The following is a 15,526-nucleotide window of genomic DNA, read 5'->3' as shown; positions in this document are numbered from 1 at the left end:
CGCAGCCTGCGGCAGCTCCTACAGTCGTTTTGGGGGATCAGTTCTGGATCATCTCGCGGACCTTGGCGGTCAGCAGATCGAAGGTGAACGGCTTGGTGATCATCTGCATGCCCGGGTCGAGGAAACCACCGCGCACTGCCGCGTGCTCGGCATACCCAGTGATGAATAACACCTTCAGCCCCGGCCGATACTGCCGGCCGATTTCCGCCAGTTGCCGGCCGTTCATGCCTGGCAGGCCGACGTCACTGATCAGCAGGTCGATGCGCTGCGTCGAGTTGAGGATCGGCACGGCGCCGTCGGCATCGCCGGCTTCGACGAACGCATAACCCAGCTCACTGAGCACCGCGCTGACCAGTACGCGCACGGCGGGGTCGTCCTCGACGATCAACACGGTTTCACCATCCATTGCTTCCGGGGCCTGCTGAATATCGGACACCGGATGCTCCAGCTCTTCACCGCGAAAACGCGGCAGGTACAGTTTGACCGTGGTGCCCTGATCGATTTCGCTGTCGATCGAGACGTGACCACGGGACTGCTTGCTGAAGCCGTAAATCATCGACAGACCCAGCCCGGTGCCCTGGCCGATCGGCTTGGTGGTGAAGAACGGATCGAACGCGCGGCTGACCACGCTCTGCGCCATGCCACTGCCGTTATCGGTGACGCTGAGCATCACATAGTCGCCGGGTTCCAGGTTCGGGTAGGCCTCGGTGAATTCCGGCTTAAGCACCTGATTGCTGGTTTCGACCACCAGTTTGCCGCCCTCGGGCATTGCATCGCGGGCGTTGAGTACCAGGTTGAGCAGGGCGCTTTCCAGTTGATTGGGATCCGCTTCGGCGATCCACAACTGGTCGTTGAGGCGCATCTCCAGCTGGATACTTTCGTTGAGGCTGCGCTGCAGCAGCTCGCCCATCGACAGTACCAGTGTGTTCATCTGCACGGCTTTGGAGTCCAGCGATTGCCGGCGGGAAAACGCCAGCAAACGGTGGGTCAGGCCGGCCGCGCGGTTGGCTGAAGTGACACCGAGATCGATCAGGCTGTCGAGGTCATCAAGGCGTCCGCGAGCCAGCCGCCGGCGCAGCAGTTCAAGGCTGCCGATAATGCCGGTGAGCATGTTGTTGAAGTCGTGAGCGATGCCGCCGGTCAACTGACCGACCGCTTCCATTTTCTGTGACTGGCGCAGGGCTTCTTCGTTGTGGCGCAGTTGCGCGGTACGCTCCTCGACCTGTTGCTCAAGGGTTTCCAGTGTCGATTGCAGTCGGCGTTCGCTTTCACTCAAATCGATCAGGCGGTCGCGGGCTTCGTACTGTCGTCGTCGCCCGCGCAGGGCGGTGGAGACCAGACTGACCAGAGTCGCGGGATGAAACGGGCGCTCAAGAAAAGTGACGTTGCCCAACAGTTTGCTCATGCGCGAGGAGGGGCCGGGTTCCGGGCCGCCATGGTGGGTCAGCAAGACGATCGGCAGATCCGACCAGGCCGGCTGCTGTTCCAGAAAGTGCAGGAGCGTTTCCAGCTCGGGGCCGCGCAGGGCTTCGGTGGCGATCAACAAGAGTCCGGCGCCAGGCTCCAGTTCTGCGCACAGTGCACCCAGATCCGGAGTGATGACGCCGCCGTAACCGGCCTCATTGAGGATCATCAGCGCCACTTGGCTGTCCCGACCCATGGGCGCCAGGATCAGCGCCCGTTCCGGCAGTGATACGGAGGCTGTCACAAGGTTTCTTCCCGCAACAGCGGATTGCTCGCGCCGAGGTAAGTCGGCACGCCGCGCAGCACGCCCTGGAACGCTTCCAGCGGTTCGCCGATGGTCATGCCCTGGCCCGAAATGCGGTATTCACGAATGGTCGACTCGTGGCTGCCGGTACGTTTCTTGATGATGGAAATGGCCCGGCGAACTTTGCCGATGGCTTCGAAGTAGCGCAGCAGGATCACCGTGTCGGCCAGGTAAGTGATGTCGACCGGCGCCTGCATGTCGCCGACCAGGCCATGCTGGGCAACCGTCATGAAAGTCGCCGCACCTTTTCGGTTCAGATACAGCAGCAGCTCATGCATGTGCAGCACCAGCGCGTTTTCTTCCGGCATCGCGGCCTGATAGCCGTTGATGCTGTCGATTACCACGGTCTTGATATTGCCTTCGTCTACGCAGCGACGCACCCGATGCGAGAACTCGCCGGGGGACAGCTCGGCGGCATCCACTTGATCGATCAGCAGGTTGCCGGTGGCTTGCAGGGCCTTGAGGTCGATGCCGATATTTTTCATGCGCTCGAACAGCAGGCCCAGCTCTTCATCAAAGATGAACAGCGCCGCTTTTTCGCCCCGGGCTACTGCAGCAGCGGCGAAGATCATCGAAATCAGCGATTTGCCGGTACCGGCCGGGCCGAGAATCAGCGTGCTGGAGCCGGTCTCGATGCCGCCGCCGAGCAGGGCGTCCATTTCCTTGATGCCGCTGGTCAATTGCAGGCGCGGGTAGTCGCTGCGGTGTTCGGCGGCGACCAGTCGTGGGAACACATGGACGCCGTCGCCCATGATGGTGAAGTCGTGGTAACCGCCACGGTATTTCTGGCCGCGATACTTGACGATGCGCACGCGGCGGCGCTCGGCACCGTAATTTGGCGTCAGTTCTTCGAGGCGGATCACCCCGTGGGCGACGCTGTGCACGGTCTTGTCGAGAGACTCGGTGGTCAGGTCGTCAAGCAGCAGGACGGTGGCGTCGTAACGCACGAAGTAATGTTTGATCGCCAGAATCTGCCGGCGGTAGCGCAGCGAACTCTGCGCCAGCAGGCGGATCTCCGACAGGCTGTCGAGCACCACGCGGGTCGGCTTGAAGCGCTCGACCACTTCGAAAATCTGCTTGGTGGCTTCGCCCAGTTCAAGGTCGGACGAGTACAGCAGGCTTTGCTGATGCTCGGCGTTGAGCAGGCTTTCGGGTGGCGTCAGCTCGAAGATTTCAATGTTCTCGTTCAGCTCCCAGCCGTGGGAGGCCGCGCCTTGACGCAATTCACGCTCGGTTTCCGACAGCGTGATGTACAGACAGCGTTCGCCGGCACGGGCGCCCGCCATCAGGAAATGCAACGCGACGGTGGTTTTGCCTGTACCGGGTTCACCTTCGAGCAAAAACACATGCCCTCGGGACAGACCACCGGCGAGGATGTCATCCAGGCCAATGATGCCGGTGGCGGCTTTTGCACTGATCAACTCGTTGGACGTAGACAAAGAATGCCCTCTCATGACTAGGGGAATCGAGGCAGCAGGCTGTATCAGCCGTTGTGCTCTACCTGATTACTTGACCGCTGCCAGTCATGACGGTTCCGATGTTTCGATATCAAAATGTCATTGAATCAGCGGGTAAAGGCTCAGAGTCCCTGCTGTAACGCCGGGTCATCAGGGTTCATCTGCTCCAGTTGCGCGAGCAGAATCTGCACGTTCTGCAACTGGCCGCTTTCCTTCCAGTAATTGATCAGCAGCACTCGCGCCTTGCGGTCGGCTGGGTGACGCTGGACGACTTCCTGCAACTGCTTTTGCGCCGCTTCCAGCTCTTCGGCAGCGTGCAGGGTGGTGGCGAGGTCGTAGCGGTAATCCTTGTTGTCAGGCTCAAGTTCCACCGCTTTGGACAAGCCGAGCAGGGCGAATTCACGCTGGCCGTGGTGCAACAGCCACAGTCCGAGCGCGTGTTGCAGGTAGGCGGAATCCGGTTGCGCCTGCAACTGTTTGGCGAGCAACTGGCGGGCGGCGTCGCTCTGACCCTGGCGGTCGAGGACATCGATCTGCATCACCAGTGCCGGCAGGTTGCCCGGTTCCAGCCGCAGGGTGTTGTCCAGCGCTTGTTGGGCCTGTTTGAGTTCGGCGTTGTGCAGATACAGGCGTGCCAGTTGCGCATAGGTGGCGGCGCTTTCCGGCTGTCCCTTGAGCGCTTGTTCCCAGCCATCGATCGCCTGCTGCAGCGGGGCGAAATACAGCCCCAGTTCATCCGGCGTCAGACCGAGCAGGGCGTTGATCGCGGCGAACCGTACGTTTTGGTCCTCATCGTCGAGCATCGGCCCGAGCAGCAGACTGCGTTGCCCGCCGGGCACCAGTCCGACCACACTTTGAATCGCTGCCAGCCGTACTTCGGGGGCTTCGTTTTGCAGATGGGCGTCGGCCAGTTTCAGCGCTTGCGGGCTCGGATAGTTGGGCAGCTCGGCCAGCAGCCAGACACTGCGTTTGACCGACAGGTCCGGGCGACCCAATTGCTGATACAACTGCCGCGCGGCTCCCGGCTGACCGGAACGGGCGGCCGTCAGGGCTTCGCTGTAGCCGCGCTTGATCGCTTCCGGCACCACCGGGGCGGTGGAGCGCAGGGATAACCAGGCGATGACGACGAGCAGCACAAGGCCAAGGCTGATAAGCAGGTAGCGGCGGGACTGAGGCATGCAGATTTCCGTGAACTGGCGTTCTATAGCAGAACGGCAAGCTTCGACCAGCGAGGGCCGTGAGTCAAACCCCGTGCATGCGAATCGCCCTACAACATCTGTCGATTCAGTTACCCATCAGGCATTCGATGCAGAGTCTACGCTTGCAGGAGTCGCTTCGATGAGAGCCCCCATGCAAGCCCTGCGCAATTATTTCCAGGTCGTGATCCATCCCGGTCAGGCTGTCCTGCTGTTTGCCCTGCGCACCATTGCCGCCGGGCTGTTGACGCTGTATCTGGCGTTTTTGTTCGATCTCGACCAACCCAAGTGGTCGATCATGGCCGTCGTGATTGTCAGCCAGCCGTTGGCCGGCATGGCGCTGGCGCGTAGTTTCGGTCAAGTGATTGGCACCACGCTGGGTGCTGCGGTGGCGGTGTTGATCATGGCGATATTCCCGCAGGCGCCGCTTCCGTTCATCACAACGCTGGCACTGTGGCTGGCGCTCTGCACCGCGGGCGGCACGTTGCTGCGCTATACCAGTTCTCAGGCGTTTGTGCTCAGTGGTTATACCGCCGTGGTGGTGGCATTGCTGGCCATTCCCGACCAGGATGGCACCTTTCTGCTGGCTGTCACCCGCGTTACCGAAACCTTGCTGGCCGTAGCGTGCGTCTGCGTGGTCAGCCTGCTCACCGCGCGTCCGGAAGCAGTTGCCAAAGGTTACTTCGCCAAGGTCGATCAGGTGATCAAACTGGCTGCCAGTCACTCCGCTGCGGTGATTCGAACAGAAGAAAGTGAAGCCGACTTTCAGCGCCGTCAGATGCAGTTGCTCGGTGAAATCAGCGCGCTCGAAGGGTTGCGCCGCCATCTGTATTTCGATGCCCCACGGTTGCGCGGTGCCGACAATCTGGTGCTGCTGTTGGGTAATCAACTGATGTTGCTGACCTCGCGTTTGACTGCATTACGTCATCAGCGCGAATTGCTCACCGAACGTTGGGAGGGCGATCTTCCTCTGGACGTACAGCGCTTGCGTGCAGAAGAGCTCGCACTTCTCGACCAGTTGGCGCAGTTGGGCCGAGCGCTGCCCGCCGAGCGGCGGCATCAATTCATCACGCTGCAGCAGCAGTTTGAAGCCTTGGCGTATGAGGCCGAACAACTGACCGAAGACATGAGCGCTATCCTGCGCTCGCTGGCGTGGGCGTTACGCTGGGAGCAGGCGCGGCTGTTGCAGCAACTGGAGCAGATTCTGGAGTTGAGTGATGCCATTCAGGAAGGGCGCGAAGCCAGTTGTCTGTATCGCGGTCAGGCCAGCCCGTTGCATCTGGATTTCACACTGGCTTCAATGAACGCCATCCGCGCCTTTACCGCATTACTGGTAGCCGGGTTGATCTGGATCGAAACCGCCTGGGATGGCGCGCGGGGCGGGATGATTCTGGTGGGGATTCTCTGTTCGCTGATGGCGACATTCCCGCGGCCACTGATGGCCGCGCAGAGTTACGCGCGTGGGTTGGGACTGGCACTGGTGGTCTCGGCGTTCTATCAATTCATGCTGGTGCCGACCATCAGTGATTTCGAGCCATTGGCGTTGATGCTGGCACCGCTGCTGTACGTGATCGCTGTCGGTTTGGCGAGCCCGACGACCGCGGGCATTGGTATGGGCCTGGGGTTGTCGAGTTTCCTCCTGCTCGGCCCACAGAATGTCGGCACCGGGCAGAACACTGCAATTCAATGGTTCGAATTCGCCGGCGCCTATGTCAGCGCGGCGATGCTCGCTTTGATGGTCTACGCATGGATTTTCCCGTTCCGTCCGGCATTGCGTCTCCGCCGCTTTTATAACGAGGCGCGTGAGCAGGTTTATGAACTGACCAAAAAACCGGCCACCGATGAACAGCAATTCGCTTTCGAAAGCCGTATGGTCGACCGACTGACCAGCATGCTTGGCTTGCTGCCGGCCGTGAGCGAGCGCGCCATGCAGCAGCTCTATGAAATCAGTCTGGCGTGCGTCGCATTGGGCGTAGCAATGCATCAACTCCGGCAGCAGGCACAGAACAATGCACTGCTGACGGACGCGTTCAGCCAGCAATTGGCTTCGGCGCTGCGCAAGACCGGCCGTTTTGTGGCCGGGCGCCAGGACGTGCAATTGCAAGCGTTGTTGACCTCGCTCCAGCTATTGGGTGATGAGCTGGACGAGTTGCACGTCGCCAGCCACGAACATTTGTGGTCGGTGTTTCGCATGCGCGTGGCGCTGTTGATCGTCGTGTCTTTCCTGAAACGCCACGGCGAATACCTGCAACGTAACGTCTCGGAAGGAGAACCGGCCCTTGCCCATTGATTTCGAAATGGGTGGCGTTTATCTGCCACCCATTGCCCAGGCCCTATTGCTGGCGATACCGATATTTATGCTCCTGGACTGGTGTTTGCGACGTCTGGGTGTGTTGCGACTGGTCTGGCACGAGGCGCTGTTTGAGGGCGCCTTGTATGCATGCGTTTGTGCCGCGCTGATTTTGCTGATGGGAGCCTGATGCCTTGAAAGTGTTACTCGCTCGAACAACGACATTAGCGGTGGTGTTGCTGGCCATCGTGCTTGGCTGGTTTGCCTGGGAGCATTACACCCGTGCGCCCTGGACGCGGGATGCGCGGGTGAGGGCGGATGTGGTGACGCTATCAGCCGATGTTTCCGGGCGTATCGTCAGCCTCGTGGTGCAGGACAACCAGCATGTCGACAAGGGGCAATTGCTCATGGAGATCGATCCGGCGCGCTATAGCCTGGCAGTCGAGCATGCGCGGCGTTCGGTCGAGGTGGCGAAGGCGACGCTGGGGCAATCACAGGCATCCATCGTCGCCAGTGAAGCGCTGCTCAAACAACGCCAGAGCGAAGAGCGGCGCCGGCGTACGCTTAAGCAGGGTTTTGCAATTTCCGGGGAAGAATGGGAGAAGTCCAATACCGATGTGGCGGTGGCTCAGGCTGATCTGTTGCGCAATCAGGCCAATCTCGGGCTGGCCGAGGCCAATGTGCAATTGGCGATTGCTGCACTGACTCAGGCGGAACTGGACTTGCAGCGTACTCGTGTCGAATCGCCGGTCAGCGGTTACGTCACTAATCTGCTGACCCGACAGGGTGATTACGCGGTTGCGGGTGGTGCACTGCTGGCACTGGTCGACAGCGATTCGTTCTACGTCAGCGGTTACTTTGAAGAGACCAAATTGCCGCGAATCGAGGAGGGGGACCGCGTGCGCGTGCAGTTGATGAGCGGAGAAACCTTTGGTGGCACGGTCCAGAGCATCGCCTTTGCCATCGCCGACCGGGAAAACGCCACGGGTGGCCGACTGCTGGCCAATATCAATCCGAGTTACACCTGGGTGAAGCTGGCGCAGCGGGTGCCGGTGCGCATCGGCATTGATGGTGACTATGCCGGCAAGAATCGATTAAGGGCCGGTACGACCGCCACTGTCACTGTACTGGAAGCGCAAAACCATCAGGCCAAAAAAAGCCCCGCGACCGAATGATACGCGGGGCAAAAAAATTGGTTGGTTGCGGCCAACCAAAGGAGCTCTTTAACAACTATTACTTACTGGCGACGGTTTCCGGCTGCCAGCCACCACCCAAGGCCTTGTAGATCGCGACGATGCCGCGATACAGATCAACTTCGGCCTGTGCCTGGCTGTCTTCGGCATTCAGGCGTTCGCGCTGAGCATCGAGCAGCACGAGGAAGTCGGTGGTGCCTTCGCGGTAGCGGATTTCCGCCAGATCGGCAGCCTTGCGGCTCGATTCACTCTGACGAATCAGCGAGATCAGCCGTTGCTGACGCTTGCCGTAATCGCTGAAGGCGTTTTCCGATTCTTCCAGCGCCAGCAACACCTGTTGCTCGTAGGTGGCGAGTGCGCCTTCGGCGTCGGCATCGGCGCCGCGCAGACGCGCGCGCACGCTGCCCAGATCGAACGCCGCCCAGGTGATGCTCGGGCCGAGTGCCCAGGCGTTGGCCGCCGAGGAGCCGATCTGCGAACCACGCCCGGCCGTCCAGCCGAGGAACCCGCTGAGGCTGACCCGTGGAAACAGATCAGCCTTCGCCACACCGATTCGCGCGGTGGCCGAGGCCAGTTTGCGTTCGGCGCTGAGGATGTCCGGCCGGCGTTGCAGCAGTTCACCCGGATCGCCGATCGGCAGGGCCTTGGCAATCGCCGGCAAGTCTTTCGGGCTCAGATCCACGGTCAGTTTGTCCGGACGTTCACCCAGCAGGGTCGCGATGCGGTTTTTCTGCCGAACCTGTTCCGCCTGCAATTGCGGCACGCTGGCTTCGACCGAGGCCAGACGCGCATCGGCACGTTCGACGTCGAGCTGATCGCCCACGCCGGCGTCACGCAGGCTGATGGTGATCTTGCGCGACTCCTGCTGGTTTTCCAGGTTGGCCAAGGCGATCTTCTCGCGCAATTGCGCACCGCGCAGTTGACCGTAGGCGTCCACCAGTTCGGCAATCATGGTGACTTGCAGTTGGTACAGATCGGCTTCGGCCGCCTGCTGGTCTGCGTCGCTGGCTTCCAGATTGCGCTGGATCCGGCCGAACAGATCGAGTTCCCAGGCCATGTCCAGGCCCAGATCGTAGCGTTCGCTGTTGACCCGTTTGGTGGTCTGGCCGGGGATTTGCCCCTTGGCCAGATCACTGCTCGCACGGCTGGTGATGGTCGGCATCGCATCGTTGCTGACGTCGTCGCGGATCGCCCGGGCGGCTTTCCAGCGGGCGAACGCCACGCGCAGTTCACGGTTGCCTTGCAGCGATTGCGTCACCAACTGGTTGAGGGTCGGGTCGTCGAATTGCTGCCACCAGATGCCTTCGAATTTCGAACGGTCAAAGTTCTTCTGACCGGCAGCGCCGTCGGTGGCGGTCGTGATGTTGGCCGCCTCCGTGGCTGGGGTCTTGTAGTCGGGGCCGACGGCGCAGGCGCTCAACGCCAGCACCAGCAGACTCGGCAGGAAGACTTTCAGACTCATTATTGCGCCTCCAGTGGCTTTTGAAGAGCTTGCGCCTTGGCCGCTTTGCGGGCTTCGCCACGCTCGACGAAATTACGGATCAACACGTAGAACACTGGCGTCAGCAACAGACCGAAGAAGGTTACCCCGAGCATCCCGGAGAACACCGCCACACCCATCGCGTGACGCATCTCGGCACCGGCACCGCTGGAGAACACCAGTGGCACCACACCCATGATGAACGCGAAGGAGGTCATCAGGATCGGCCGCAGACGCAGGCGGCAGGCTTCCAGTACCGCAGCCAGCGGATCGAGACCTTCCAGCTGTTTATCCTTGGCGAATTCGACGATCAGAATCGCGTTCTTGCACGCCAGGCCCACCAGTACGATCAGGCCGATCTGGGTGAAGATGTTGTTGTCGCCGCCGGAGACAATCACCCCGGTGATGGCCGACAGCAGGGTCATCGGTACGATCAGGATCACCGCCAGTGGCAGGCTCCAGCTTTCGTACTGCGCCGCGAGCACCAGGAACGCCAGCAATACGCAGAGCGGGAACACGAACAGCGCGGTGTTACCGGACAGAATCTGCTGGTAGGTCAGGTCGGTCCACTCGTAGGTCATGCCGTTCGGCAATTCATCCTTGAGCAGTTTCTCGATGGCTTTTTCGGCCTGGCCGGAGCTGTAGCCGGGAGCTGCCGCACCGTTGATTTCCGCAGTGATGAAGCCGTTGTAGTGCATCACGCGATCCGGACCCGAGGTGTCGCTGACCTTGATGAAGGTCGCCAGCGGGATCATTTCGCCCTTGTTGTTGCGCACTTTCAGTTGACCGATCTGGTCGGATTCGAGGCGGAACTGTTGCTCAGCCTGAACGTTGACCTGATAGGTGCGTCCGAAACGGTTGAAGTCGTTGGCATACAGTGAACCCAGGTAAATCTGCAGGGTGTCGAAGATGTCGCTGACGGCCACGCCGTGGGTCTTGGCTTTTTCGCGGTCGATGGCGGCATCGACCTGGGGTACGTTCACGGTGTAGCTGGTGAACAGCCCCGCAAGCTCAGGCACGCTGTGGCTCTTGGTGATGATGTTCATCGTCTCTTTGTACAGCTCGTCGTAGCCCAGGTTGCCCCGGTCTTCGATTTGCAGACGGAAACCGCCAATGGTGCCCAGACCTTGTACCGGCGGAGGCGGGAAGATCGCCATGTACGCTTCCTGAATGTTCGCGTACTGACCGTTCAAGGCTCCGGCGATTGCACCGGCGGACATGCTCGGGTCCTTACGTTCGTCGAATGGTTTCAGGGTCACGAACACGATGCCGGCGTTCGGGCTGTTGGTGAAGCCGTTGATCGACAGGCCCGGGAACGCTACGGCGCTTTCCACGCCCGGTTGCTTCAGTGCCAGGTCGGACATGCGCTTGATCACGTCTTCGGTGCGATCCAGGCTCGCGGCGTCCGGCAGTTGCGCGAAGGCCACCAGGTATTGCTTGTCCTGGCCGGGTACGAAACCGGTCGGTGTGCTGGAGAAACCGAAGAACGTCAGCACCATCAGACCCGCATACAACAGCAGGGCGATGCCGCTGCCACGGATGACCCGGCGCACTGTACCGACGTAACCGTGACTGGCCTTTTCAAAGAAGCGGTTGAACGGACGGAACAACCAGCCACCAAAGATCTTGTCGAGCACTTTGGAGAAGCGGTCTTTCGGCGCGTCATGACTTTTCAGCAATACAGCGGCCAGCGCTGGCGACAGGGTCAGCGAGTTGAACGCGGAGATCACGGTGGAGATCGCAATGGTCAACGCAAACTGCTTGTAGAACTGCCCGGTGAGGCCTGAGATGAACGCCGCCGGAACGAACACCGCACACAGCACCAGTGCCGTCGCGATGATCGGGCCGGTCACTTCACCCATGGCCTTTTTGGTCGCATCGAACGGGTTGAGCCCCAGTTCAATATTACGCTCGACGTTCTCCACCACCACGATGGCGTCGTCGACCACGATACCGATCGCCAGTACCAGGCCGAACAGCGACAGGGCGTTGAGCGAGAAGCCGAACAGGTGCATGACTGCAAACGTACCGATCAACGATACCGGCACCGCCACCAATGGAATGATCGAGGCGCGCCAGGTCTGCAGGAACAGGATCACCACCAGCACCACGAGGATCAATGCTTCGAAGAGGGTGTGAACCACCGCCTCGATCGAGCCGCGTACGAAGATCGTCGGGTCATAGACGATGCTGTAGTCCATGCCTTGCGGGAAGCCTTTCTTCAGCTCTTCCATCTTGCCGCGAACTTCGTTCGAGATATCGATGGCGTTGGAGCCTGGACGCTGGAAGATCGGGATCGCTACAGCGGGCTGGTTGTTCAGCAGCGAACGCAGGGCGTACTGGCTGGAACCCAGCTCGACGCGCGCGATGTCCTTCAGACGAGTGATTTCACCGTTATCGCCTGCGCGAATGATGATGTTCTCGAACTCTTCTTCAGTGACCAGACGGCCCTGAGTGTTGACCGACAGCTGGAAGCTCTGGGCATTCGGGGCAGGGGGCGCACCGAGTTGACCGGCAGCGACCTGACGGTTCTGCTCACGAATCGCGGTCACCACGTCAGTGGCGGTCAGGTTGCGCGAAGCAGTCTTGTTCGGATCGAGCCAGACCCGCAGCGAGTAGTCGCCCATACCGAACAGCTGCACGTCACCGACGCCGCCCAGACGCGCCAGCTCATCCTTGATGTTGAGGATCGCGTAGTTGGACAGGTAGAGCATGTCGTAACGTTTGTCCGGCGAGGTCAAGTGCACAACCATGGTAAGGTCGGGCGAGGCCTTGTCGACGGTGATACCGATGCGCGTCACTTCTTCGGGAAGTTTCGGCTCGGTCCGGGTCACCCGGTTCTGCACCTGCACCTGCGCGTTGTCCAGGTCGGTGCCCAGGGCGAAGGTGATGGTCAGGGTGATCTTGCCGTCAGCGGTGGACTGCGAGGACATGTACAGCATGTTCTCGACGCCGGTGATGGCTTGCTCCAGCGGAGCGGCCACGGTTTCACCGATGACTTTGGGGTTGGCGCCCGGGAAGTTGGCACGCACCACCACGGTCGGTGGCACGACTTCCGGGTATTCGCTGATCGGCAGCTGGAACAGCGAGATCGCACCGGCGATCAGGATCAACAGCGAGAGCACCGCTGCGAAGATCGGCCGTGAAATGAAGAATTGGGAAAAATTCATCGGAGTTGTCGTCCCTTAACCGCGTGGGGTCGTAGCGGCCAGCTTCACAGCCGTACCCTGTGCACCTTTGGCGGGTGCGACTTTGGGCAGGTTGCTGGCTTCCAGCGCTTGACGTTGTTGAGCCAGAGCGGCAATGGTCTGCTCGCTGGCCATCGGGATCACTTCAGGCGTCACCGGCGAACCCGGACGCACCCGTTGCAGACCCTTGACGATGATCGTGTCGTCCTTGTTCAGACCTGTGCGCACAATGCGCAGGCCTTCGATCTTCGGCCCCAGTTCGACGGCGCGGTAAGCGGTCTTGTTGTCCGCATCCATCACCAGCACAAACTTCTTGCCGAGGTCGGTACCGACCGCTTCGTCGTTGATCAGCATGGCGTTGTAGGTGCCGCTGCCGACCAGTTTCAGACGTGCATACAGGCCAGGGGTGTAGGTGCCGTCGCTGTTGTCGAACACCGCACGACCACGGATGGTGCCGGTTTTCGGGTTGACCTGGTTGTCGACGAAGTTCATCTGACCGAGGTGCGGATTGCCGTCCTCATTGGACAGGCCCATGTACACCGGGGTGGTGGCGCCACGTTGGCCGTTACGGGCGAGTTGGGTGTATTTGAGGAACACACGCTCGTCGGCGTCGAAGTAGGCGTAGACCTTGTCGGTGGAGACCACGCTAGTCAGCGGGGTGGTGTCGGCAGTCACCAGGTTACCGGCGGTGATCTCGGCACGGCTGACGCGACCGCTGATGGGCGCGGTGACGCGGGTGAAGCTCAGGTTCAGCTTGGCCAGGTCCAGTTGCGCCTGCAGGGCGCCGACGGCGGCGCGGGCTTCCTGGGCAGCGCTGGTGCGCGAGTCGGCCAGCTCAGCGGAAATCGCGTTGCTCGCACGCAGACGTTCGCCACGCCCGGCTTCGTTTTCACTGCGAGTGGCATTGGCGCGGGCCTGGGCTACCAAGGCTTCGAGGCGGCGCACCTCAGCCTGGAAAGGACGCGGATCGATCTGGAACAGCAGGTCACCTTTCTTGACCAGCGCACCTTCGGTGAACGCCACCTCGTCGATCTGGCCAGAGACCCGAGGACGAATTTCAACAGTTTCCGGCGCTTCGAGGCGCCCGGTGAATTCGTCCCACTCGTTGACCGGTTGTTCCAGCACCTTGGCCACGCTGACTTTGGCAGCGGGCAGGGTGGCGGCAGTCTCCGGAGTCTTGCCGCAAGCGCTCATCACCAGCACGGCCAGCATGGCCAAGGGGAAGCGCAAATGTTTGAGTGACTGTTCCATGGAATCATCCGCCAATGTATTGAAGATGGGCGGATGATGCTCGGCAGGCTGTGATGGCACGAATCGAATGAAGCAAAGGTAACTATCATTCGGAATGATATAAGACCGATTCGAGCCCTCTAGCATGCACCTTTCGTTAGGGTGCTATCAATTGGTTTGATGACAAATGTTTGTTGCGTCGAGTGCAAAGGTCGCTTGGCCAAGTAAAAGCGGTATTCCATTTGAATAGTGGCTTTATGATGCTATTTTTCGCGAACTTTATTCTGTTTCATTGGCTCAAGGAGAAAGAGCACTCATGGTTGAGCATCAGTTGATCCTTTTCGGCCCGCCCGGCACCAGCAAGAGCCATCGGGCCCGGACAACAAAGGCCAGGGTTCTGGGCGTTAACAGTACCCAGATCGTTCCTGTGGCCTTCCACCCGGATTACAGTTATGGCGAGTTTGTCGCGCGGTTGATGCCAAGAACCCGGGAAAACCAGATCGAGTATCGCGTGCATGCCGGGCCATTACTGCGGGCGCTGGCACTGTCATACAGTCATCAGCCTCAGGAAGATAACGCTCAGGAAGCGCAGAACGTACTGCTGCTGGTCGATGAGATCAACCGTGGTAATTGCGCGGAAATTTTTGGCGATGTGTTTCAGTTGCTTGATCGTGATGACGAGGGTTGGTCCAGCTACGCGATCAGTGTTTCCGATCTGGTGATCGATGCCCTTGAGGCCGAGCTCGCGCTGCTTGGCCACACCAGCCCTTTTCCCGATCTGAATCGGCGACTGGCCGATGCGCTGAAGCAGCGTCAGTTATGCCTGCCACCTAACCTGTTCATGATTGGCACCATGAATACCAGCGACGAATCGGTGTTTTTCATGGATTCGGCGTTCAAGCGGCGCTGGCATTTCGAGTTTTGTGCGGAAGCGTTTAACGATGAGGTGCCGACCAGCCAGAGCAAGGCGTTGATGCCATCAACTCATCATTTGACCTGGGAGACATTCGTCACAGCGCTCAACCAGTTCATTCGTGATCGGTGCACAGCCCCGAGGCTCGATGACAAGCTGGTCGGGCCATGGTTTATCAAGGCCAGGCGGGAGCCTGACAAAACCCTGGCTGAAGTTTATCCGGGCGAATTGGCCAGACTCGTCGCCACTACCAGCATGATCGGAGATCCCGCCAGCGGTGTTAAACAAAGCAGGGCATTCGATGATGACCTGTTGGAATTGGCGACCAAAATGTCCAAAGCCAACCGCAAGCGACTGCTCGATGAGGGAGGGCATGAACCAGACGCCGAGCTCAAGTTCAAGCGAATCCGCTCTAATTCGGGCCACGCCAATCAATACTATTGCTCAAAGACCTCTCCCAAGAAGTTCAAGTCGGACACCAAGGGTCTCATTATCGAGGATTACCTGGAGCAGCTCGCCAAGTTCAAATTGCGCTTCGAAGTCCACCATATTCAGCGCGCCGATATCGTCGGCAAGTTGTTCCTGTATCTGTGGGACAACGTCTTTGATCGTGACCGAACCCCCCTGTGTTCGCTGCTTGAAATCGAACCGCGTGAGCTGCGCACCTTCGGTCAGTTTGCCAAACGCGCCGATGAATTCATTACTTGTCTGTGCCCGCCTCCTGATATTCACGAACTGCTGAGCGCCGCGTTTGCTGATGCCGCATTCAACTCGGAAGATGACGGACTGACGACATCCGGCGAGGCCTGAT

At 60.0% G+C, this 15,526-nt stretch carries 10 protein-coding genes; 4 read left to right on the top strand and 6 right to left on the bottom strand.

The genetic code is table 11. The annotated features are described in order from the left end of the window. Positions 1–37: 37 nt before the first annotated feature. The 3 genes from QRN61_RS17280 to QRN61_RS17270 form a co-directional block, all read right to left on the bottom strand. A complete protein-coding gene (locus tag QRN61_RS17280) occupies positions 38–1,708 on the bottom strand; it encodes an ATP-binding protein (protein ID WP_285374317.1) in 1,671 nt (556 codons plus the stop codon). After that, a complete protein-coding gene (locus QRN61_RS17275; RefSeq protein WP_027612749.1) occupies positions 1,705–3,207 on the bottom strand; it encodes an ATPase domain-containing protein in 1,503 nt (500 codons plus the stop codon). The genes QRN61_RS17280 and QRN61_RS17275 overlap by 4 nt, the downstream gene beginning before the upstream one ends. A 140-nt stretch (positions 3,208–3,347) precedes the next feature. Next, positions 3,348–4,403 carry a tetratricopeptide repeat protein gene (locus tag QRN61_RS17270; RefSeq protein WP_027612750.1) on the bottom strand — a complete coding sequence of 352 codons (1,056 nt, stop codon included), beginning with the start codon at positions 4,401–4,403 and terminating at the stop codon, positions 3,348–3,350. Positions 4,404–4,575: 172 nt separating this feature from the next. On the opposite strand from QRN61_RS17270, the gene QRN61_RS17265 reads away from it, so the two are divergent. The 3 genes from QRN61_RS17265 to QRN61_RS17255 are packed head-to-tail and all read left to right on the top strand — an operon-like array spanning position 4,576 to position 7,886. Continuing rightward, entirely contained in the window at positions 4,576–6,711 is a 2,136-nt protein-coding gene (locus QRN61_RS17265) for an FUSC family protein (RefSeq protein WP_103367027.1), read from the top strand. Further along, the gene (locus QRN61_RS17260) at positions 6,701–6,901 is read left to right on the top strand and encodes a DUF1656 domain-containing protein (protein WP_096796771.1); all 201 of its coding nucleotides are present in this window, start codon (positions 6,701–6,703) and stop codon (positions 6,899–6,901) included. The genes QRN61_RS17265 and QRN61_RS17260 overlap by 11 nt, the downstream gene beginning before the upstream one ends. A 4-nt stretch (positions 6,902–6,905) precedes the next feature. Then, positions 6,906–7,886 (top strand): HlyD family secretion protein, encoded by a 981-nt coding sequence (locus QRN61_RS17255; protein ID WP_027612753.1) that lies wholly within the window; start codon positions 6,906–6,908, stop codon positions 7,884–7,886. A gap of 58 nt (positions 7,887–7,944) precedes the next feature. Here the strand turns inward: QRN61_RS17255 and QRN61_RS17250 are convergent, their stop codons facing one another. From QRN61_RS17250 to mexE, 3 genes are read right to left on the bottom strand one after another with little or no spacing between them, the layout of a single operon-like run. Further along, a complete protein-coding gene (locus tag QRN61_RS17250) occupies positions 7,945–9,366 on the bottom strand; it encodes an efflux transporter outer membrane subunit (RefSeq protein ID WP_285374316.1) in 1,422 nt (473 codons plus the stop codon). Continuing rightward, a complete protein-coding gene (locus tag QRN61_RS17245; RefSeq protein ID WP_096796769.1) occupies positions 9,366–12,554 on the bottom strand; it encodes an efflux RND transporter permease subunit in 3,189 nt (1,062 codons plus the stop codon). Before QRN61_RS17245 ends, QRN61_RS17250 begins: the two co-directional genes overlap by 1 nt. 15 nt (positions 12,555–12,569) lie before the next feature. Beyond that, the gene (gene mexE / locus QRN61_RS17240) at positions 12,570–13,823 is read right to left on the bottom strand and encodes a multidrug efflux RND transporter periplasmic adaptor subunit MexE (RefSeq protein ID WP_027612756.1); all 1,254 of its coding nucleotides are present in this window, start codon (positions 13,821–13,823) and stop codon (positions 12,570–12,572) included. 295 nt (positions 13,824–14,118) lie between these two features. On the opposite strand from mexE, the gene QRN61_RS17235 reads away from it, so the two are divergent. Next, complete coding sequence (locus tag QRN61_RS17235; protein WP_285374315.1) at positions 14,119–15,525, top strand: McrB family protein; 1,407 nt, start codon at positions 14,119–14,121, stop codon at positions 15,523–15,525. The last annotated feature ends 1 nt before the right edge of the window (position 15,526 follow it).

Source organism: Pseudomonas sp. lyk4-TYG-107 (genome assembly GCF_030209055.1).
Taxonomy (GTDB): domain Bacteria; phylum Pseudomonadota; class Gammaproteobacteria; order Pseudomonadales; family Pseudomonadaceae; genus Aquipseudomonas; species Aquipseudomonas putida_A.
This window is presented reverse-complemented; position numbering and strand designations above follow the sequence as displayed.

Bases quoted from the DNA above. Each gene is read 5' to 3' on its own strand.
- QRN61_RS17270 (WP_027612750.1), bottom strand. From the start codon at position 4,403: ATGCCTCAGTCCCGCCGCTACCTGCTTATCAGCCTTGGCCTTGTGCTG.
- QRN61_RS17265 (WP_103367027.1), top strand. From the start codon at position 4,576: ATGCAAGCCCTGCGCAATTATTTCCAGGTCGTGATCCATCCCGGTCAG.
- QRN61_RS17250 (WP_285374316.1), bottom strand. From the start codon at position 9,366: ATGAGTCTGAAAGTCTTCCTGCCGAGTCTGCTGGTGCTGGCGTTGAGC.
- QRN61_RS17245 (WP_096796769.1), bottom strand. From the start codon at position 12,554: ATGAATTTTTCCCAATTCTTCATTTCACGGCCGATCTTCGCAGCGGTG.
- mexE (WP_027612756.1), bottom strand. From the start codon at position 13,823: ATGGAACAGTCACTCAAACATTTGCGCTTCCCCTTGGCCATGCTGGCC.
- QRN61_RS17235 (WP_285374315.1), top strand. From the start codon at position 14,119: ATGGTTGAGCATCAGTTGATCCTTTTCGGCCCGCCCGGCACCAGCAAG.